This is a genomic window from Parashewanella hymeniacidonis, from assembly GCF_016900895.1.
In the GTDB taxonomy this organism is placed as follows: Bacteria; Pseudomonadota; Gammaproteobacteria; order Enterobacterales; family Shewanellaceae; genus Parashewanella; species Parashewanella hymeniacidonis.
Window position 1 is genome coordinate 27,307 of sequence record NZ_JAFEUN010000001.1, and the last position, 20,866, is coordinate 48,172.

The following is a 20,866-nucleotide window of genomic DNA, read 5'->3' on the forward strand; positions in this document are numbered from 1 at the left end:
GTTAATATAGCTCTGCTAAATAGCTAATTAAGTCCGTACTTGTAATTATTCCAACTAACTCTCTTTCCTCATTTATCACTGGAAGCGAATGAAAGTCACCCTCTGAAAGTAATTTAGCTGCCGTTCGAATATTATCTTTAGTTGTTATTGTCTTTAAGTCCTTAGACATGACATCTGTAACGGAAAATTGCTGGTCAATAATAACGTCGGCGGTGTATTCGTTAGCTTGGCCTGTCACTAAGTTAAGCTTCATCATATCCGTGAAGCTAATAAGTCCAACAAGCTTTTTGCCATTCAATACTGGTACATGGTGAACACTGGAGTTACACATAATGTGTCTAACGTCACTGAGGTTTTGTCCATCTTGGATTGCATGAACATCTGTAGACATGATTTTTGAAATAGGATCATTTTTACGCATTTATCATTTCCTTTTGAGTAGAAGGTTTAAACTTTTCCTACCTCCATATTGGCACTTTTTACGGTTAATTATTTGATCAAGATCGTTTTTTTGTAAGTACAAAATAGAAAATTTTAAATCGACAATGAAGCGATTGTTCTTTGTTGGTTACAGAGTTGTTTTCTGTGAGTAAAAATTCATTTTTATTGAAGAAATGCTTAAAGTTAGTGATATATTTGCCGATGAAAGGAAAACAAAAGAAGGATAATGCACATGAATGTAAATAGCAGCAACATTCAACCTAACGTTAGTAATGAAACGGCAAATACAAAGATGTTAGTCAAGGCAAAAGAACATCAAGAGATGCAGGGCGAAATGGCCATGCAGTTAATTGAAGCGGCGAGTATTCCGCCGCAACCTGTGGGAAATTCTGGGCATATAATAAATACTAAAGCTTAGTCATCAACCTGAACTCGGGATAAGCAAATCTTTTCAGCACAACTACTTATGCGTATTTCGTTGTTGTTTCAGCCCGAAATAGATTAACGATTACGAACTGAAACGCCTAAAACTACACAAAATGAGTCGAACTGCAGATTAAAATACAGCGTTTAGTTTTACTATCAAAATGTTATTGATTTACTTTCATGGGCTTAAAAAGTCATTTAGCGTTCAACTGAGTTTTTCAGGTTTAAGGTTTCTAAATGTTGACATTAAAAAAGCGCCCTGATTAATCAGGGCGCTTTTTTATTGCCAATGTTAAACCATCTCATAGGAAATGGGGAACATTCACTTTTTGAGTTATTTGCGGTTCTTTCTTCTGAGTGCAATAAGCCCAAGTGCTAAGGTCATAAAGCCTAATGCGCCACCAGAGTTTTTCTTTTCTGGCATAGGCTCAGGAACGGGTTCTTGTTCGGCTTTCACATTGATGGTTGCCGTTGCTGTGTCCAGTGACTCGCCATTTGTGACGGTAAGCGTTATCACGACTTGAGCATCACTACTCACATCGGGTACTGAGATTTCAATTTCACTTGCTGTTGTATCAGAAATTTCAACTTCAGGACCAGATGTTTGAGACCACTCGTATGAGATGGTATCTTCAACACCAGGCACTGAGCTGCCTGTTGCTGCAAGTGTCACGAGCGTTTGCTCATTTGCACCAATACTCGCATCACTCTCACCATTAATCTTGGCAACTGTAACCCCAGAGAAATCAACCATTCCGATGGTTTCACTGATGCTCTCATCGGCGATGGTGTGGCCTAATTCAAACATTAACTGCTTTGATTTTACCAGTGAATCTGTACCCAATTCGACGACAATGGCTTCATCCGCACTGTTTGCGGCTTGAGCTATTTCCCAAGAAATAACGTTTGCCTCAAGCTGACCATTGTGGCTGTCAGAATTAACGTTTACGGCTTCTGGTAAGGTAAGTTCAATGCTGACAGTTCTTTCTGCATCGCTATCGTTGCCCACTAAATCGATTGTGGCGGTCAGTGTATCGCCCGTCGTCGCTGAAGTTGTGTTTAATGAGCCACCAACTAAATTTGCGTTTCGATAAATCTCGATTGGCATAAGACCGATATTGTCTGGCGTGTTGGCACCAGAACCAAGCTCCAGAGCTGTCATATACAAGGTGTCACGTTTAAGTGGCTTATCCCAAGCAATACTGATATCAAAAGCGTCTTCTGATACAATAGTTTCAGGCGCAGTTACTGTAATGCTATTGTCGTCTTTACCAATCACGGCAAGCTCTATGGAAATATCATCAACAGTTGTTGATGGGGCGCTAGTATCACCAAAGTTATGAACTGCAAGGTAATATGAGCCTGGTTCGGGATTATTGATAACACAACTTTCAAATGCGGTGTCATCAGCACTCATGCAAAGCAAGTTTTGGAATTCGCTGTAACTATCAGGTTTTCCGTTTAAGTTACTATCGCGACCGATATACATATCTAAATCTGGTGATGTTGTCGATTTTATTCGAGCAACGATTCGTTTAACATTACTGTTAATATTCAACTTTTGAGCATAGTTGTATTGCTCATCATTCCAAACATTAGTTGGCCAACCATTCGTGTCGCTGTCATCTCGAGGGATCTTAACGTCTATGGTTTCAACTTCGGCTAATTCAAACTTTGCAATTTGTAACTCGTCAGTCACAATGGTTTTAATACCACTTATTGTTGCAACCCCAGTAGCACTTGATGTTTCTATTCTTTGATTTTCAGGAAAAGAACCTGCGACAAATGTTCCGATAACAGGTAGAGCGGAAGCAGATAAGTCTGCATTATTTGGGGTTAGCATTAATCGCCCAAAACCATAGTCTGAATCAAAGCCTTCACCTATTTCAGCGGTAATGGCTACATCAATACTTTCACCTTTAGCGAGTGAAAAAGAGGAAGGCTCAGCGGTAATTGTAACGCCTTCAGTAATCTGACCTTGGCTTGAGTTCCAGGTTGCCGTTTCCGTTGCAGTAAACGTTCTTGTCCAAGTGCAGCGAATTAAACAGTCATGAGCAAGCATGGCTGGCATGTTTAACGATTCAGGAGAGCCGTCTTCATCAGGATTCGCTGCCACATATTCGTCATAGGTGACATCCATTATCAAGCCTGTATTCAGTGCCTTATCAATGCGGATGCTACCTGAACCTGCATCGAAGAAATCTGATGGTGTTATGCCGTCTTCTTTTTTAGTATCAAATTCGGTGGTGAGCATTAATGCCGATTGAGCTTCTGCTGGCGTCCACTCAGGTTTTAGAGAGGCTATCAGTGTAAGTGCACCTGCAACGTGTGGGCTTGCCATCGAGGTGCCGCTCATAAAGGTATATGGTGATTCAGTGCGGTCTTCTACTGGAGTGTGTGGCTGATACTCTGAGTTCGCAGCGTAAATATCCACACCTGGCGCTGCAACGTGAGGTGTCATCCAGCGATTAAAAACAGATTCAGGACCGCGAGACGTAAATACCGCAGCAATGTCAGCTAAGTCGCTGTCTTTCGTTAAATCGGAGTTCTCAAAGGTTGCTTGATGATCGTTGCCAGAAGCTAACCAATCTCTGATTTTTTGACCGTCCTCAGCATTTACGTGAATAGCGGGCAGAACGTGAAGATCGGCATCAACAGATTTGGCCTGTTCTTCACCAGCAAGGTTCATGAAGATCATGCCACCTGCGCCGCCTTCTTTTACGTTTTTTCCTTTAGCAACTCTAGCAATTTCACCACGTTCACAAATGACAATTTGGTTATCAAATGTATTTTCCTCAAATGGACTCAAGCATTGAGCATCGCCAAAGTCAGCAGCATCTAGGACTGCACCACTGAACCCTTTTGTTGCCCCTTTACCCGTTATAGTGGCTAACTCTGTTTCACCACCAGTGAAACTGATGTTTTTATCGGTAAAACTTCTGTCATGTGTATAAGCAGCAACCGTTGTTACCCAAGGTGCGTTTCCAGGGCTGCCAACCGTCTCAGGCCCAGGGCCACTATTGCCTGCTGACGTTGCTACGTGAATACCGGCTTCACGAGCAGCTAAAAAAGCTTGTGAATCTGCGCTATCCCAAGGTGAACGGGCAGCGCCGCCAACAGAGTAGTTAATCACTTTAACCCCGTTAACTATCGCATGTTCTACAGCTTGCGCTGTTACATCTGGCCAACATGAACCTGAGCCATCACACACTTGATACGAAACAATGTTTGCTCGTGGCGCAACGCCACTTATCTGATTGAACTTGAAATCCGCTTTATCACCTAACACATTAAATACAGGCACGTCTTTTACTACATTACCTGCCGTTGTAGATGCGGTGTGAGAACCATGACCATTATGATCAACGCCAATTTTATCATCACCTTCTGGTGTGTAATCGTCTAATATGCCAGGGTGAGCCCAAATACCGATTAGTTTGTCATTACAATATTCAGCTAAATCAGACTTATTACAGTCACCTAAGTAAACCCCTTCTCCTAATGGATTTGTGTGGTTATAACCATCAGCAGCTTCGTCTGCAAAAGATGAGTTAAAAGGGCTGATGCCTGTATCCATAATGCCGACAATCACACCTTCACCTTGGCTCTCCAAGCCAGTAGCACTTCCGTTCCAAGCTGTGGGTGCTTTTATATGGCTAGGGCCCGAGTCCGTAGTGAGATAATTAGGTTTAACTTTGATGATGCTTTTAACTTGTTCAAGTTGTTTAAGCTGTTCAATTTCATGTTCAGACAATCTGGTTGAAAAACCATTTAATACAATTTGATAATTAATTTCAGCCTTGATGTCACGCTTCAGTATTGACTGAGCTTGATTAAGTACTTGCTGCTGTGTTGATTTTAGATGAGCTATATAAGTTTTACTGACTGAACTTTTAACATTCAATAAACCCGTTTTTTGATTTTTGTTGGATGGGTTGGATTGAACACTTGTTGCGGTTAAATGGCTTTTTTCGCCATGATAGCCTGCAAGTGGTGCGTCTTGTAATAACACGATATGTAGGTTCTCTACATTGCGTTTTGATTTTTTAGGCACCGTTATTTGTTGACCACTATCTGGGTTTAATCCTCTTGAATCAATTTGTACTGAATAAACATTCGGGCTGAAAGCTGCCGCCATTGCAATGGTGATGAGGCTTTTCTTTGGGAATATTTTCACAGGGTATTCCTTCTTTTATTTTTGTATTAATGCATTTCCTTCTACTAATTAATGTTTATGTAACAACTGTGCAATTAAAAATGCATCAGTTTTTTTTCAATTTTATTTCAATACCAATAAAAACAAATGGTTACAACTTGTTTTGTTTGAAGTTGTAACGCTGAAAAAAATAACAAAATAGATACATCGTAAATGGATTTATTTTGAAGTTCAGTGAAGTTTAAGGTGTGATTTTAACGTTGTAACTAATTGTATTTTAAGTAAATGAAATAAATTTGAAATAAATGTGACACAAAAAAGCATGCTTGAAACTTGTTTGTAAATAACTTTTGGTTAACAAATAGGACGTCAACTGGTGGAGCCGAGATATGTTTTAGTGATTTTCCATATCTCGTTGGCTCTTGTTTGGTTCCCACACAACTGCCAAGCAAGAGCCGCTCTCCAAACAATACAACTCAAATAACAATTCTAATAAAGCAAGCCAAAGGAATAATATGTCATTTAAAATAAATAAACTTGCCGCTTGTATTGCGATGGCTGCAGTTATGCCTGCAACAGCAATCAGTTCTCAAGTAACCGAAATCAAAACACCTTATGCAGCTAATACAAGTATTGAACAAGTAACGACGTTTTATGTTCACTTTGCTCAAGCAGGTAGCTTATCAAAAGCCACGTTGAAAAATAAAAAGTTGCTGAATGCTGAGTTAGCCAAAATAACGAAACAGCAGCAAAAGGTGATTGCTGACATTGAAGCTTTAGATGGCAATGTAGAAGTCTTATCTTCGGCAAAACTATTTGGAAATTTTATTCGAGTAAAAGCAAATTCTACCTTACTCAATCGCATTAGCTCAGTTGACGGTGTAAGTAGAGTAACTGCAGAAGTTCAGGCTACCTCAATGCCAGTGAATGCACTTGCTTCAAAAATAAAAAATCAAGTTCAAAATGATGATGAAATTGTCATTCCAGCTTTATCTGAAGATGCGAATGCTGGTGAAGGCGTAAAGGTTGCCATTATTGGTACAGGCGTTGATTACACGCATAAGTCTTTGGGTGGTTTAGGTACGGCAGAAGCTTATGCTGAAGCGATTGAGAATGGCGCCGCACCTTTCGATGGCTTTCCGACTGAAGTTGTTGTAGATGGCTTAGATTTTAGTAGTGACTCAGGCTGGGGCTTAGATGAAAACCCGATCGATCAGAACATCAGCTGTGTTCGAGATTATGATGGTTCTACACACAATACGGGGCATGGTACTCGTTTAGCCAGTGTTGTTCATGAGTTAGCGCCTGGTGCAAAGTTGGCGGCGTATAAAACGTCAAATGTACAGATGCCAGATCCAAATACATGTAACTTATCACTTGAAACTAGCGATACATTTATAATGGCACTTGAAAGAGCCGTTGATCCTAAAGGCGATGGTAGCTTTGAAGGTCGCGCCGATGTGATTCTGATTGATTCTCAAGGTTCAAATGCCTTTTATCGCTCAGATGATGATGGAATTTCATCACCAGTAGCTGAAATACTGGCAATAGAAATGGCTTCATCGCTTGGTAGTCTCGTTGTTGTTAATGCAGGAAGTGCGGGTGAGTATTCGAATAACCGTTTTAATCTTGCGTGGCGTGGTGCTGCACCAAGCGCATTAACGGTTGGTGGTATGACTATTGACGGTGACTCAATGAAAGTCACTGAGAAAACACCACACGGCCCAGTGCGTGGTGCGAATACTTATACTAAACCCGACATGGTGACTTACGCAGAACAGGTGGGTGTTGCAGTTGTTGGTAGCGTTACTGAAATGGATAAGTCATCAGATACTGTAATGGGAGCAGCTCGCCTTGCTGCCGCAGCGGCCATTATTAAATCTAAACGCCCTGAGCTGTCAATGATCGAAGTTAAGTCGCTATTGATGAATACGGCTGATGGTACTGTGATGAATTTAGCAAGTAAAACGGCTGAATTAGCGTTGATAGGGAACGGTTTTGAAAATATGGAAGCAGCTTTGGCTTCATCAGCGGTTGCATGGGAAAAAGGCAGTTACCAACCCAATCTAAATTTCGGTTTCCAAGAAGGAATGGCTCAGCAACGTTTTGTTAAAAATGTTCAGCTTAAGAATTTAACTGATAAAACGGTGACCTATGAGGTTGCTGTTCATTCAGAGGAAAAACCGGGCACAGAAGCATTAGGCTGGGAACATCCTAATTCCGTAAGCGTTCCAGCAGGGCAAACGATTGAATTTCCAGTTATCTTAAATGTAGATTTCAGTAAATTAGATAATTGGCCAATTAACAGTGCAGACACTTTTACCTCAGAAAACTGGTCGAAAATTGAATTGACAGGTGGGCTTTCATTTACAATGGAAGGGGCTTCTTCAATAAAAATGAACTGGCTGATAAAACCAAGACAATCTACAGAAATTAGCCGTCATTTCGATACACTTAAGGAAGACTTTCAACATCCAAAAGCTGCTGAATTTGATCCGACTGCAGCAGCATATACTCAAGACTTCACCAATGACAGTCCGACAGAAACAACTTTTGCGGTTTTTCCTTCCCTGTACCATGCAGAACATAAGCCGGTGACAAAAGAAAAGTCACGCGGTAATTTTCCATCAGATATCGGTGGTGGTGTTTACGATGAAGCACAGTGTACTAGTGGAAAAAAACTTGTAGTAGCTTCACGCTTTTTTGATCCGAACGATGCTGGAATGGCCAATCATTTTGATAAAGGTGGCGCAGCATTATTATGGTGGTCTACCTATCAAGAGCAATTTGTTATCGACAATGGGCTTGATAAAGAAGTATTGGGTCAACCGTATGCTAATGAAGCGACAGATATTGTAATGAGTGGCTTTATTGAACCTGATGAGAATCAATTACCTGTCGCTTGGTATATTGATATGAACATGGAGTACGATTATACACAACCCCGTGCTCGCTATAAAAAATCAAAACTTCCAACTCATATTTCTGGTCATGGTCAAAATGTAGTGGCTCAGTATTGTTTAGAAGATTTGTATCACAATGAGCACATGAATAGTATCGAAGATTTCGATAAGAACCATGGTTGGTTATTTGCAACGGATCGTGATGCTGTGGCAGATGTTGGTGAGCCGATGATTCAATATAACCCAGTGAAATATGGCATGATTGAAAAAGTTTCATATTTTGATTGGTTTACAGGAGAGGAGCAAGTTAGAGAAAGTAATATGGGCGGTTTACCTTTACTTTCGAAGTCAGTTGCAGAGGGAGAGGAACGTCAATATTCACCAATGTTGACATTAGGGCCTGATGAATCAGCACAAATGTCCAGTATTAGTGTTTGTGCATTTACCGGAGGGCTTGGCGTTAGTTTTGGATGTCAAAACCCAGGAATGATGCTAGTCAGCCTTAATGATAACTGGGGAATGTGGTCACCGCTTGACACATCACTAACACCAACAGCTTATGTTAAAGATGGGCAACAGCATTCAGTTAATGAAGACGCTAATAAGGACGATTTAGTTGCAACGATTGAACTCGATGCTAAGGGCTTCTTTGCCTCGGCGGATTTTGAATCAGAATGGAATCCTTATGAATTAAAAATGGTGAATACGTTACCAGGAAGCCCATTCATTCTGACGCCTAAAGGTCAGCTGATTGTTAATAACCCAGAAGCATTAGATTATGATGCTGGACATAGAGAGTACATGTTAGAGGTTATTGCTAAGCAAGGTAATCGACATGTATCGGCGTCAAAAGTGTACATTAACATCAACCCTATTAATGACATTGCGCCTGAAGTTGTTGTTGAGTTTGATGCTGTAACCGTTGAAACCAGTGAAAGTATTGAAATCAACGCAGCAGAGCACTTTACTGACGCAGAGGGGGATTCGTTAATGTACAGCGCAACGGGCTTACCAGAAGGTGTATCTATTGATGCTAATAGCGGCATGATTACAGGTTCTGTTTCTAATGCTGGTAGTTTTGAAGTGACGGTTGTTGCTGATGATTCGGTAAACAACACTGAAGCAAACTTCACTATAACCGTTAATGCCCAACCCGTCGTTGAGCCTGAACCTGAAGAACCAAAGAAGAAAAGCAGTGGTAGTTTTGGTTTTGGTCTGATTGCATTAGCAGGGTTATTTGCAACCGTTCGTCGTCGCAAAATGCTTAAATAAGCAGTCTATTCACATTTAGTTGTTAAAGAGAGCATCGTTTAGATGCTCTTTTTATATGTTATAGCAAATTAATAGTGTTGGTTTGCAGGGTTCTTTTAGTGCCTAAAACTGCTGAGCGTTAACATTGTGGGTGAATCGTCTTGTTTGGGTGGGTTGGTAGTAGGAATACACTGTTTTTTTTAGGGCTATTGGTTAATCATTATTTGCGGTCTATGATGATGACCATTGTTTTCTTTGGTTTGCAAAGAGGTTAAAACTCTAATAATGATCGCCTTACCATTTCAAAAATTCCAACTGGGTGATTGCATAATTAACTGCAATGATATGTCAGTCCAATACCTAGAAAACAGTGAACACCTACCTGCTAAGGTATTCGAGTTCTTAAAGTTATTAGTACTAAATGCACAGCAAACGGTCTCTAAAGAGCAAGCTATTGAGTTGGTATGGGAAAGGAATGTTGAAGTTGGAAAACGGGGAGTCGGAAACGCCATTTGGCAATTAAGAAAGACATGGAATGAATTAGGGCTAGATCCTGATGATTATTTCAAAACCATTCCTAAAGTTGGTTATCAGTTACTCTTACCTGTTATAGAGCTCCCTGTAACAGCAGCGGTTTATCAACAAGATAAACGCTCAACGTCTCAAATCGTGTTTGCATTAATTGGTATCATTATCTTATTAGGCTTTATCTTTTTCTGGCGGCCTAATAGTGAGGTGCAGCAAGCAGTTAACTCTGAACCTCAAAGAATAACGCATTATGAAGGTGTAGAAGAACAGGCTGCAATCTCTCCAGATGGTAAGCGAATGGCTTTTTTATGGCAGAGAGATCGCAAACCAGCGCAGATTTACATTAAAGATTTAGTTGATCAAAACGCACCACTTCGACAAGTATCGATGTCTGAATATTCAGAAGAAAGCCCGACGTGGTCACCAGACAACCAATCATTGGCCTATTTGCAAATTAAAGACAATGATGAATGTTCAATTCGAATTCGCGATCTCATTTCTAATCAGGACAGAGAAATTGATACTGGCTGCGCTAAACTCGGATTCCGTCGAAACCTTTCATGGTCGCCTGATGGAAAAAAGTTGGTTTATATAAAATCGACAGGTGATCAAAAAGCCGTATTCAGTACTGATTTAGATTCGAATAAAGTTAAGCAAGTATCAATACCTGATGAAGAAATTCAAGATGTGCTGATTGAGTGGTCAGCGGATTCCGAGCAGCTACTCTATATTCGTGAGCGAGAAATGAGTGCTGAGCTAGTCATGTTTGACTTTTCTACGGATGAAACTTCAACATTACCTTATGCGCGAGATATGGTTATTGGCCTTGCATGGCAGCATAAAAAAAATGAGTTGTACGCAACGGCATTAAAAGAAGGGAGCTTTGTGATAGAAAAGCTTAATCTAGATGATTTCAGTACAACTGAGTTTCATCGTGATAATACCATTAGTAGTCTTACACTCAATAAAGCAGGTACAAAACTCTATTATTCGAACCATATTGGTCAAGAATTTATCACCGTTAGAGATATAACAACGGGTGCCATTCACTCGCAGGTTATCTCATCTTCCCGTGATTTATTTGGTCAGCAATTAAAGGCCACTAATGAAATTTTGTATGTCTCAAATCGAAATGGTAATTGGGAGTTATGGAGTAAAAAAAACGGCCAAAATCTTATGCTGACCGATGATGTTGGTCTGGTCAGTTTACCCTCGGTATCTCCCGTTGATAGCCAATTTATTGTGCTTATTAAACCTAAAGGTAATGTCGATTATCAGCTGTATTTGGGCGACCGCCGACAAAATCAATTACAGTCAATGCCTGAATTTGAAGGTAAAAACATTAAATACCCATCGTTTAGCAGTGACGGGGAAAATATCGTATTTTCGGTAATGGAAGGTTCAAACTGGATTATTCAAAGCTATAATCTTGATGATAAGTCGTTTACTCAGCTTCACAGTGCTAATGCAAGATATACGGTTCAAACAGAAAAAGGGTTGTACTTCAGTAAAGAAAATCATTCAGGTCTTTTTCATTTTAACTTTGTAACGAATGAAGAAACTTTACTTATTCCTGAGTTGAGTAAAGGTGATTGGGGAAGCTTTTTTGTGCATGGTAATGAGATATTTTATGTCGCACGCACAAAAGAAAAAGATTTACTTCAAAAACGCAATTTAGATGGAATGACAGAAACGTTATTTGAATTACCAGCAAAAAGTATTCGAACTGGTCGAGCGATAGCAAAGGGGGCTGATGGGCAAGTTATCGTCAGTATGCTAGGCATTAATGATGCCGATATTTTTGAGCTTGAATTGAATGTTAATCCATAATTTTATTAAATAAAAAAAGCCCCTGAGGGAAGGTCGGGGCTTTGCTTAGTTGTAAATATGAGTATTAAAACTTCATTCTAATACCTGCATACCAGCGTTGGCCGATCGCATCGTAAATCGCAGCATTAGTTTCAGTACCTGTATTGTTACCAGCAACACCAGTAATTAATTTAGGTGGCTCTTTATCGAACACATTATTTATACCAGCGAATAGTTCAGTACTTTCACTTAAGTGGTAACGAACATTCACATCGTGATAGGTGTAACTACCTATGCCCGCAGACTCAGGTTCAGCACCAAAAGTGCTCGCTAAGAACTGATCATCAAGGTAAGAGCTGCCAATGTAATTAACATTCCAAGTAACTGCAAAGTCTTCATAGCCATACGAAGTAGTTAAGAAGAACTTATCTTTAGCTGCACCAACTTCACCAGCAAACGGATCAACGGCTGAACCAGGTAATGGTGTATCGTCGTAACGAATGACATGGGTGTAAGATAAACGAGAGCTAACATCGCCCGCTAAGCCATAGTCATCGAGTTCTTTTACATACGATACAACAATATCGTAGCCTGATGTCTCAGTTCCACCACTGTTAGTTACAGCAGAATCAACAAATTCTAAAGAGCCGATGCTGTTGGTGGCACCACCGGTATCACGTCGAGTTACGAATTGGCAAAGCGCAGCGTCACCGCCATAACACTGCTCGAGAATAAAGCTTCTTGGAGTTCCAACAATGGCATCTTCAATTTCGATGTCGAAATAATCAAAATTAAAATCAAAGTCTTCAAGAACAAGGATGCCCTCTGGCGCATAACTGAAACCAGCGATTAATGAGCGACCGACTTCCTCCTTTAGTTCAGAGTTACCTCGGTTGAAGCCACTGACACCTTGAAGGTCTGATTGATTAAGTGAAAATGTTCCACCATTTGCATTAATGTTGGCTAACACTGCGGAATCAGCACGACAAGCTTCAGAAACTGCGCCTGTTGAGGTTGATGTAACACCAACACACGGATCTGTAACTGATGGGAATGTCTGACTTGGCGGTGAGAAAAGTTCGCCAATATTCGGTGCTCGAGTTGACTGTGAACGGTTCACACGGAATTTTAAATCATCAAATGGTGTCCAGTTTAATCCGACATCCCAGCTTGTTGTTTTACCAACAGTTGAATAATCAGATAAACGAACTGCTGACTTCAAGTCCAACCGTTGAATAAATGGTAAATCTGCAAGCAGAGGAACCTGAACTTCGGCGAAGTATTCGATGACATCAAATTCACCTTCTGTTCTTGGAATGGCATTACCAGCATTTAAACCTGCTTGTTGCAGAGCATCGAATTCATCTCGAGAAAACTCTTCACGATATTCAACCCCGAATGCAGTCGAAACGGTACCTGCTGGTAAATCAAATAACTCACCTGAAACACTCGCACCTGCAACTTTCTGCGAAACAAATGTTGAAAGTAAGCCTGATGCACTCACGTATGCCGCTGCATCTTCTGAAATTGAGCCTTCACCAAACGGGTTGAGCGGTACACAGGCAAAATTTTGTGCGTTAGCTATTGGGTCTAAACATACTGCATCACCAGTTTCAGGATCGATAACTGATTCGAATGCACTTCGGAAGTTAAGTACGTTAACTTGACCACTTGAAACTTGGCTTTCTTTCGTTTGGCCATAACTATAAAAGGCATTAAGGTACCATGTATCTGATAATTCACCTTCTACTGACGCAGTCACTTGGAAAGTGTCACGATCGGCAATATTACCTCTTGCGCCAATATCTGAAAGGCGTCGAGCAAACGAAATGTCTTTGAGCCCGTCACCATCAGTATCTGTTGCAGCATTAAAAATAGCATCAGGTACGTAGGCGTTTCTCAACAATAATTTTTCAATTTCACCAGCTTCATTTTCAATGTATTGTGCATACTCAATAGGCGCTTGCCCACCGTTAGGGTAAATATCATCTGATGAAAATGGGAATGGTTCTAGCTCTGTTTGAGTTTGGGTTGAAGCATAGTTACCTGAAAGAGAAGCTACCCAACCTTCTGAAAACTCATAATTAGCTGAGCCTGCTAATAAATAACGTTCTGTTGGAATGGCAATGGTACGGAATGCGCTACGGTTGAAACCGTTGGCCGCTTGACCGTCACCACCGTTTGCTGAGAATGAATCAATGAGATTGCCATTTGGATCGTAAGTGTAGGTTGTATCGCCTGCAGTAAAACGACCTTGTGGTGGGAATGAAGAGTTAAATGGTCGACGAGGCGTAAATACATCATTCACATCGCCAGTAAATAACCCTTCTGAAATTTGATCAACAGCAGAACGTTCACGATCTCGAGAAAAAATCGCACCTTGGTCGGTATAAGCCGCATGAAACATGACGTTGCCTTTACCATCTTCTGTAGAAGAACCGAAAGTTACTTGTAATTGTGCGTCTTCACCGTCACTTTCAGCTGTTTGGCCGAATTGACCTTCAAACTCTAAGCCCTCGAAATCTTTCTTCAAGATGATGTTCACAACACCCGCTACCGCGTCTGAGCCGTAGGCCGCAGATGCACCACCACTTACGATTTCAACACGTTCAATAAATTGTGCTGGAATGGTATTTAAATCAACGGTTGAAGACCCTGGGATACCTGAAACAACACGACGACCGTTAACGAGTACAAGAGTACGATTTGAACCAAGGTTTCTTAAGTCTACCGATGAAACACCTGCACTTGATGTTGAGAAATTTGAGTTAGTACGGCTGATACCAGGCGCACCAAACTGTGGATTCTTTAATAATGTTTCTTGTAAGTTAATGGCACCAGACGCATCGATGTCACTCGCATCAATGGTTTGAATCGGTGTGTACTCTTGAAGATCAGTGGAACGGATACGAGAGCCTGTTACCGAAATACGCTCAACTTTCTCAGCGCCTTCGTTTTCTTCCTCAGCCATTGCCATAGGTGAAAGTAGGGTCGCTGCCGTCCCCAATAATAATGCTCTCTTTATTGATTTTGTTAACTTTGAACGATTGTATGCAGACATACGCACCTCAATTTTTATTGTTGTGTCATAGATTACCTACTAATACCATTCGTACTCATTATCTATGCCATAAAGTGCGAAATTGTTTTTGCCATTACTGCGTTGCAATTCCTCGCCATAGCTACGACTATGACTCGTCATTGCGCCTCGTACTGACTTCAAAATTTCACCCTAATACACATATCTAATTAGTGTGAATGGTATAACAAAAAGGCTCCACCTAATTGTCAGTAAGCTTGTTTTATTTATTTGTGCGCACAAAGTTAAAAACCTGTTGTTTTAATGTTTTATTTCAAATTTTCATATAACAAAAAAAGCTAATATATTTCGTGTCGAGGTATTAAAAATCGATTGATTCATGCTTTCAGGAATAACTAAAAAAGCCCCAGTCTGCGAAGGCAGTCTGGGGCAAGTGGGGGGAATGTAAGGATTTAACGAATTTTGAGGACTAAGCCGCTTTCACAGTGCTGACTTCAGGTTCTGAATGACGAATTAAGTAGTCGAAAGCAGCAAGTGAAGCGGTAGCACCGCTACCCATAGCAATAATAATTTGCTTATAAGCACTGTCTGTTACATCACCAGCAGCAAAAACACCTGGCACATTCGTTTGGCCTTTTCCATCAACAATCACTTCGCCACGATTTGTTAACAGCAGTTCGTCTTTAGCCCATTCAGTATTCGGCACCAGTCCAATTTGAACAAAAATACCAGCCAGCTCTATATTGTGTGTGTCCCCAGTCTTGCGGTCGGTATAATTCAAACGGGTAACTTTGTTATCATCACCGAGTACTTCAGTAGTTTGAGCTTGGGTGATGATATCGATATTACCCATAGAGTTCGCTTTGTTTTGCAGTACTTGGTCAGCACGCAGCGTTGAGTCAAACTCAAGAACGGTGACATGTTCAACTATTCCAGCTAAATCAATAGCCGCTTCAATGCCTGAGTTACCACCACCAATAACAGCGACACGTTTGCCTTTAAACAATGGGCCATCGCAATGCGGGCAGTAAGCGACACCTTTGCCACGATATTGCTGTTCACCCGGCACGTTCATTTCTCTCCAACGCGCACCGGTAGCTAAAAGCACGGTTTTACTGCTCAGCGTTGCACCAGATTCTAACTCAATTGATAAGCCTTGAGTGCTGCTTAACGATTTAGCTTTTTGACCTTGCATAATATCAACATCATAGTCACGTACATGCTCTTCAAGGCTGGCAACCAACTTTGGCCCTTCAGTGGCTTTCACTGAAATAAAGTTTTCAATGCCGACCGTTTCACTCACTTGCCCACCAAAGCGGTCGGCAACAATACCCGTTTTTAAGCCTTTACGTGCAGCATAGATGGCTGCACTTGCACCTGCAGGCCCTGCGCCGACAACCAATACATCAAATTGTTCTTTCGCATTCAATTTTTCAACTTGCTTAGCATCAGAAGTTGAATCAAGTTTCGACAAAATGTCTTTTAAACTGATGCGACCTTGGCTGAATTCCTCGCCGTTCAAGAATACAGATGGTACCGCCATGATATTGCGTTCAGTGACTTCATCTTGATATACCGCACCGTCAATCATGACATTGGTAATGTTTGGGTTGATGGCAGCCATTATGTTAAGCGCTTGCACAACGTCAGGGCAGTTTTGGCAGCTCAAGGATATAAACGTTTCGAATTGAAAAGAACCATCAAGATTTCGTACTTGTTCAATGGTTTCTTCATCAAGCTTTATCGGGTGGCCACCAGAGTGAAGCAGGGCTAACACTAATGAAGTAAATTCATGTCCGGTTGGGATCCCTGCAAATTGAATGCGAGTATTGTTTGCAGGGTCGTAAATCGTCATTTCTACAAGTCGTGAACTTGTTTGATGTTTTATCGTGATCAGCTCAGATAATGAAGTGATATCAACGGCAAGTTGATCCAATTGCTGTGCAGCTTTTGAATCATCAAGGCTTAATAGAAGTTCAATTGGGCGTTTTAGATTTTGTAAGTACGTGGCCAATTGATTTTTTAAATTAGTATCTAGCATGATGACTCCTTGTAGAAATAACGACTAAATGTTCTTCTTGTATCGTCATGCCTGCGTAGGCAGGCATCCAGTGACTTTCTAGGAAAGAGGAAAAGTCACTGGATAATCGTTTTACGAATACAACTTTTTTATTTTAAATTTAGATTTTGCCTACCAAATCTAATGATGGAGCCAATGTTTCTTCACCTGGAGTCCATGCTGCTGGGCAAACTTCACCGTTATGTGTAGCAACATATTGTGCTGCTTGAATTTTACGGAGTAACTCAGCTGCGCTACGACCAATACCTAAGTCATGAACTTCAGCAATTTTAATTTCACCTTCTGGATTCATTACAAAGCTACCTCGAAGTGCAACACCATCTTCTTCAACCAGTACACCGAAGTTTCGGCTAATTGCACCCGTTGGGTCACCAATCATTGGGAATTGGATTTTGTTAATGGTGTCAGAAGTGTCGTGCCATGCTTTATGAGTAAAGTGCTTGTCAGTAGATACAGCGAAAACTTCAACACCCATTTCTTGCAGTTGAGCGTAATGGTCAGCCATGTCACCTAATTCAGTTGGGCAAACAAAAGTGAAGTCAGCAGGGTAGAAGAAAACAACAGACCATTTGCCTAGAAGGTCTTGCTCAGTTAGGTCAACAAAGTCACCATTGTGAAAAGCCGTTGCAGCGAATGGTTTTAGTTTTGTGTTGATGATTGATTGGCTCATTTTTAGCTCCATTATGTATTTTGAATTTCATCTGCATGATGTTTGTTTTCATGCTTCGTTTTGTTGATTCAAATAATAGAGCTAACTCATAATTATGTATAACAGATAAAAGCTATCGCTGTAATCGTTTTTTTAGATTCATCTTGTTCGAGAATGAACGATCAATATTAATTTCATATTCTCTGGTAATTAATTAACTTTTATTAAGTTGTAGAACAGTAAGGTAGATACAAAGATATAGATATAAGAGATCGCAGAGGGGGAATCTAATGAGCCACCTAACCAGTCATATCGGAATTAATTCTGCAGCTGGTAGATCTGTAAATGATTATTTAAACCAAGTAACTGGTTTGTCAGATAATACTGAATCAGATTCTCACACAGAACTTTTAGTGGGTTCAACTGATGTTTCAGTACAAGGTTCACATTCTGTAAGCACCAGTTCGGATATAAAAGGGGGGGTTAACCGTTGAAGGGAGGAGTTACCAAATAAAACGTGATATTTCTGATAATCCTAATGGTACATTCCCGAATTTTTTTGCAAAACGTAAATTTGAATTTAGTTTTACTAACTTTAAAAAATTTATTGTTGAGCGTTTTAGTGCATTGAAAATGGATACAGATAAACAACTTGATGCAGAACTACGAACCTCTGGGCTGACTCCTGTAAGAGACCATCAACTGAGTGAAGGCGAATCGCCTGTGTTAGGGGAAACGTTGGTGTTTCCAATTTGGATATTATTAGAGCTAAAGATAATAATTTTGAAAAAACAAGGATGACCTGGAATAAAGTAAAAAAAACTGAGGTAAGTGCTGCTGATAAGTTAGAAGAAAAAACGTTTAGGATCAGAGAAAGGTGCCCAATTACTGGAGAAGTGCTAACTAAAGAAACTGCTGTCAGGGTCAAACTGATAGCGGATAGCACTAATGGTCGTAAAGAAGCCGTACTGTTAATGTCACGTCGTGGTATTAAGAGTGAACGATTAAGAGATAAGACAATAAACGATACGGTTTCAAGAGAACGGCTATTAACTGCTGAGTTTTCCAAGGTGGAAAACGAACACATATCAGAAAGGCATTCAATATCCAGGGCTTGGAGAATATTTTTTGGCGGAGATGTAGCTAAGTTTACATATCATTATGTGCAAGCAGGTGGACACAGTTATTGAAGATAATTAATAACTGTAAACGAAAAAAGCCTCGCATAAATGCAAGGCTTTCGAAATCTTGGCAGGGGTGGAGAGATTCGAACTCACAACATCCGGTTTTGGAGACCGGCGCTCTACCAATTGGAGCTACACCCCTGTCGACGAAACGCATTATGCAAAAAGCGATCTAAAAGGTAAAGGACTTTTTCAAATCATTACGACTAAGTGCAGATTTTTCGGTCAGTTCTTTCCATCTCGCTCATTTTTCAGCTTTGAGCACAGCTAATATTTCGTTACACTGCTCACACAATTAGTTAATAGAGGTAGTTTATGTTTATTATTCGTTGGGTTTTAGGCCGAATCATTCTTTTTTTTGATTTTATTTTTGCACCTAAAAAACCTAATCACTCTGATGAATTACAAGCTAAATTAGATGAGCAGACTCGTAGTCTACAGTTATACCAATTTGCAGCCTGCCCATTTTGCGTGAAAGTACGTCGAGATATTTGTCGTAAAGGATTAAATATTAAATTAGTCGACGCAAAACAAGCGGATAACCGCCAAGAATTGTTAAATAATGGTGGTAAAGTTCAAGTGCCATGTCTACGCATAGAGAAAGACGGCAAAGTAGAGTGGTTATACGAATCGAACGATGTCATTAATTATCTTGAAGAGCTTATTATTGAAGCTAAGTAAGTCAATCGTCAATTTTAGTAAAGGATAAGGGTATGCTACCAAGGAGCGGCTATAAGGCATTATTACTTGTGATTGTTGCAGCTTTGATCGCAGGGTGCAGCTCAACAAAGACCGCCGAAGAGCAAACTGAGTCACTTCGAGGTAGAGTAAAGGACAGCTTTAGTACCGAGGTTAAAGATAATGGGCTAAAACTGTTCACCTATAAGGCATGGAAAGTCAGAGCACAAAATGCTCTGGTACATCCTTTACCACATGAAAACCGAATTTCTAATCGTAAAAAATCTCGCCGACAACTCAAGAAAGAGTATGAAGCGTATAAAAAGCGAGAAAAGGATTGGGAGTTAGCGGTTGAGTTAGGGTTGGAAAGAACGCTAAAGCAAACTGGCTATTGTAAGAATGGTTTTTATGAGCTCAATCGTACCGTGTTACATGAGACGGTTGAGATTAGAGGCGAATGTAAAGAAGGGGCTAAATAGCCCCTTCTTTATTTGTCATATATTTTAGTTCTTGTGAGTGATTAAAACTCAGCAATTTTCTTTTTGAAGTAATCAGTAAGTTTACTGAACCAGCTACCTTCATTCACTTTTTGAAGCGTTACCAGTGGATATTCTGCAACGTCTTTCCCATTTAATTGAAAGTAAATACGACCAACTGTCTCACCTTTAGCTATAGGTGCTTCAATCTCTTTGGTTAACTCAAAATGTGCTTTAAGTTGTTTTGCTTGAGAGCGAGATACTGTAATTGGAGTATCAGTATTTACACCCAAATCAATTGTTGGCTTATCACCAAACCAAATTTTTTGAGTTACAAAGCTATCGCCTGATTTATATGGGATTACTGTTTCATAAAAACGGAATCCAAAGTTCAGTAATTTCTTACTTTCAGCTTTGCGTGCAGTGCTACTTCTCGCCCCCATAACTACAGACACAAGGCGCATATTACCTTTGGTTGCTGATGCGACTAAGTTGAAGCCTGCACCAGAAGTGTGACCGGTTTTAATGCCGTCCACATTCATACTTTTATCCCACAATAGACCATTACGGTTGTATTGTTTAATGCCGTTATAGGTAAACGATTTTTCACTATAAATTCGATATTCCTCAGGAACATCACGAATCAGTGCCGCACCTAAAAGGGCCATATCATAAGCCGTTGTTTTGTGCGCATCTGAATCGAGTCCATGAGCATTTTCAAAATGGCTGTCTTTCATTCCAAGCTGAGTCGCCCAAGAGTTCATTAATGCAACAAAGCCATCTTCCGTTCCAGCAATATGTTCTGCCATTGCTACACATGCATCGTTGCCAGACTGAACAATGATGCCGCGATTAAGTTCAGATACGGTGACTTTTTTACCGACTTCAATAAACATCTTTGACGAGTCTGGAAAGTTTTTTGACCACGCCTTTTTAGAAATGATTACTTCATCCGTGGGGCTTATATTACCGTTTTTAATCTCTGTACCGATGACATAACTGGTCATCATCTTTGTTAAACTCGCAGGGTTTAACTGATCGTAAGCATTATTTTCAGCAATGATTTGCCCAGTATTGTAGTCCATTAAAACATAAGCTTTAGCCGCTACTTTTGGAGCTTCTGGAATGATTACAGGTGCTGCGAAAGAAGAAAAGGTAACTAACGAAAGAAACGCAGTCTTACAAGAGTATTTAAAAAGATTCATCATCAAAAAGGCACATTTTAGTTAGATTAGAAAATAAGAA

14 protein-coding genes and 1 tRNA gene are annotated in these 20,866 nt (G+C 40.4%); 7 read left to right on the plus strand and 8 right to left on the minus strand.

The annotated features are described in order from the left end of the window. Position 1: 1 nt before the first annotated feature. Positions 2 to 421 carry a CBS domain-containing protein gene (locus JQC92_RS00150; protein WP_204997736.1) on the minus strand — a complete coding sequence of 140 codons (420 nt, stop codon included), beginning with the start codon at positions 419 to 421 and terminating at the stop codon, positions 2 to 4. Positions 422 to 673: 252 nt separating this feature from the next. Between JQC92_RS00150 and JQC92_RS00155 the strand changes: the two genes are divergently transcribed. After that, positions 674 to 859 (plus strand): cytoplasmic protein, encoded by a 186-nt coding sequence (locus JQC92_RS00155; RefSeq protein WP_239480227.1) that lies wholly within the window; start codon positions 674 to 676, stop codon positions 857 to 859. Between the two features lie 342 nt (positions 860 to 1,201). On the opposite strand, the gene JQC92_RS00160 is transcribed toward JQC92_RS00155, so the two are convergent. Continuing rightward, the gene (locus JQC92_RS00160; protein ID WP_204997738.1) at positions 1,202 to 5,044 is read right to left on the minus strand and encodes a S8 family serine peptidase; all 3,843 of its coding nucleotides are present in this window, start codon (positions 5,042 to 5,044) and stop codon (positions 1,202 to 1,204) included. A 494-nt stretch (positions 5,045 to 5,538) separates the two neighbouring features. Between JQC92_RS00160 and JQC92_RS00165 the strand changes: the two genes are divergently transcribed. Both JQC92_RS00165 and JQC92_RS00170 read left to right on the plus strand, forming a co-directional pair. Then, complete coding sequence (locus JQC92_RS00165) at positions 5,539 to 9,198, plus strand: S8 family serine peptidase (protein WP_204997739.1); 3,660 nt, start codon at positions 5,539 to 5,541, stop codon at positions 9,196 to 9,198. Positions 9,199 to 9,522: 324 nt separating this feature from the next. Beyond that, positions 9,523 to 11,535 (plus strand): winged helix-turn-helix domain-containing protein, encoded by a 2,013-nt coding sequence (locus JQC92_RS00170; RefSeq protein ID WP_204997740.1) that lies wholly within the window; start codon positions 9,523 to 9,525, stop codon positions 11,533 to 11,535. A 64-nt stretch (positions 11,536 to 11,599) separates the two neighbouring features. Here the strand turns inward: JQC92_RS00170 and JQC92_RS00175 are convergent, their stop codons facing one another. The 4 genes from JQC92_RS00175 to ahpC form a co-directional block, all read right to left on the minus strand. After that, a complete protein-coding gene (locus tag JQC92_RS00175; protein WP_204997741.1) occupies positions 11,600 to 14,575 on the minus strand; it encodes a TonB-dependent receptor domain-containing protein in 2,976 nt (991 codons plus the stop codon). A 39-nt stretch (positions 14,576 to 14,614) separates the two neighbouring features. Continuing rightward, positions 14,615 to 14,737 carry a hypothetical protein gene (locus tag JQC92_RS22875; RefSeq protein WP_276315767.1) on the minus strand — a complete coding sequence of 41 codons (123 nt, stop codon included), beginning with the start codon at positions 14,735 to 14,737 and terminating at the stop codon, positions 14,615 to 14,617. Positions 14,738 to 15,023: 286 nt separating this feature from the next. After that, complete coding sequence (ahpF, locus tag JQC92_RS00180; RefSeq protein ID WP_204997742.1) at positions 15,024 to 16,595, minus strand: alkyl hydroperoxide reductase subunit F; 1,572 nt, start codon at positions 16,593 to 16,595, stop codon at positions 15,024 to 15,026. A gap of 139 nt (positions 16,596 to 16,734) precedes the next feature. Next, positions 16,735 to 17,304 carry an alkyl hydroperoxide reductase subunit C gene (gene ahpC, locus JQC92_RS00185; RefSeq protein ID WP_204997743.1) on the minus strand — a complete coding sequence of 190 codons (570 nt, stop codon included), beginning with the start codon at positions 17,302 to 17,304 and terminating at the stop codon, positions 16,735 to 16,737. Between the two features lie 269 nt (positions 17,305 to 17,573). Between ahpC and JQC92_RS00190 the strand changes: the two genes are divergently transcribed. Then, on the plus strand, positions 17,574 to 17,777 hold the full coding sequence (locus JQC92_RS00190; RefSeq protein ID WP_204997744.1) for a hypothetical protein: 204 nt from the start codon (positions 17,574 to 17,576) through the stop codon (positions 17,775 to 17,777). A 258-nt stretch (positions 17,778 to 18,035) separates the two neighbouring features. After that, positions 18,036 to 18,473, plus strand: coding sequence for a hypothetical protein (locus tag JQC92_RS00195; RefSeq protein ID WP_204997745.1), 438 nt, complete (start codon positions 18,036 to 18,038; stop codon positions 18,471 to 18,473). A gap of 59 nt (positions 18,474 to 18,532) precedes the next feature. Here JQC92_RS00195 and JQC92_RS00200 read toward each other — a convergent pair. Then, positions 18,533 to 18,609, minus strand: a tRNA-Trp gene (locus JQC92_RS00200). Between the two features lie 173 nt (positions 18,610 to 18,782). Between JQC92_RS00200 and JQC92_RS00205 the strand changes: the two genes are divergently transcribed. Together JQC92_RS00205 and JQC92_RS00210 are read left to right on the plus strand one after the other, a co-directional pair. Continuing rightward, entirely contained in the window at positions 18,783 to 19,148 is a 366-nt protein-coding gene (locus tag JQC92_RS00205; RefSeq protein WP_204997746.1) for a glutathione S-transferase N-terminal domain-containing protein, read from the plus strand. Positions 19,149 to 19,180: 32 nt separating this feature from the next. Next, positions 19,181 to 19,624, plus strand: a complete 444-nt coding sequence (locus tag JQC92_RS00210; RefSeq protein WP_204997747.1) for a hypothetical protein — start codon at positions 19,181 to 19,183, stop codon at positions 19,622 to 19,624. Between the two features lie 41 nt (positions 19,625 to 19,665). Here JQC92_RS00210 and JQC92_RS00215 read toward each other — a convergent pair whose 3' ends face one another. Next, the gene (locus JQC92_RS00215; RefSeq protein WP_204997748.1) at positions 19,666 to 20,829 is read right to left on the minus strand and encodes a serine hydrolase; all 1,164 of its coding nucleotides are present in this window, start codon (positions 20,827 to 20,829) and stop codon (positions 19,666 to 19,668) included. Positions 20,830 to 20,866 lie beyond the last annotated feature (37 nt).

What these genes read in the sequence shown, in the direction of transcription:
- JQC92_RS00155 (WP_239480227.1), top strand. Translation starts at nt 674, where the DNA reads ATGAATGTAAATAGCAGCAACATTCAACCTAACGTTAGTAATGAAACG.
- JQC92_RS00150 (WP_204997736.1), bottom strand. Translation starts at nt 421, where the DNA reads ATGCGTAAAAATGATCCTATTTCAAAAATCATGTCTACAGATGTTCAT.
- JQC92_RS00170 (WP_204997740.1), top strand. Translation starts at nt 9,523, where the DNA reads ATGTCAGTCCAATACCTAGAAAACAGTGAACACCTACCTGCTAAGGTA.
- JQC92_RS00175 (WP_204997741.1), bottom strand. Translation starts at nt 14,575, where the DNA reads ATGTCTGCATACAATCGTTCAAAGTTAACAAAATCAATAAAGAGAGCA.
- JQC92_RS00165 (WP_204997739.1), top strand. Translation starts at nt 5,539, where the DNA reads ATGTCATTTAAAATAAATAAACTTGCCGCTTGTATTGCGATGGCTGCA.
- JQC92_RS00215 (WP_204997748.1), bottom strand. Translation starts at nt 20,829, where the DNA reads ATGATGAATCTTTTTAAATACTCTTGTAAGACTGCGTTTCTTTCGTTA.
- JQC92_RS00210 (WP_204997747.1), top strand. Translation starts at nt 19,181, where the DNA reads ATGCTACCAAGGAGCGGCTATAAGGCATTATTACTTGTGATTGTTGCA.
- JQC92_RS00190 (WP_204997744.1), top strand. Translation starts at nt 17,574, where the DNA reads ATGAGCCACCTAACCAGTCATATCGGAATTAATTCTGCAGCTGGTAGA.
- ahpF (WP_204997742.1), bottom strand. Translation starts at nt 16,595, where the DNA reads ATGCTAGATACTAATTTAAAAAATCAATTGGCCACGTACTTACAAAAT.
- ahpC (WP_204997743.1), bottom strand. Translation starts at nt 17,304, where the DNA reads ATGAGCCAATCAATCATCAACACAAAACTAAAACCATTCGCTGCAACG.
- JQC92_RS00205 (WP_204997746.1), top strand. Translation starts at nt 18,783, where the DNA reads ATGTTTATTATTCGTTGGGTTTTAGGCCGAATCATTCTTTTTTTTGAT.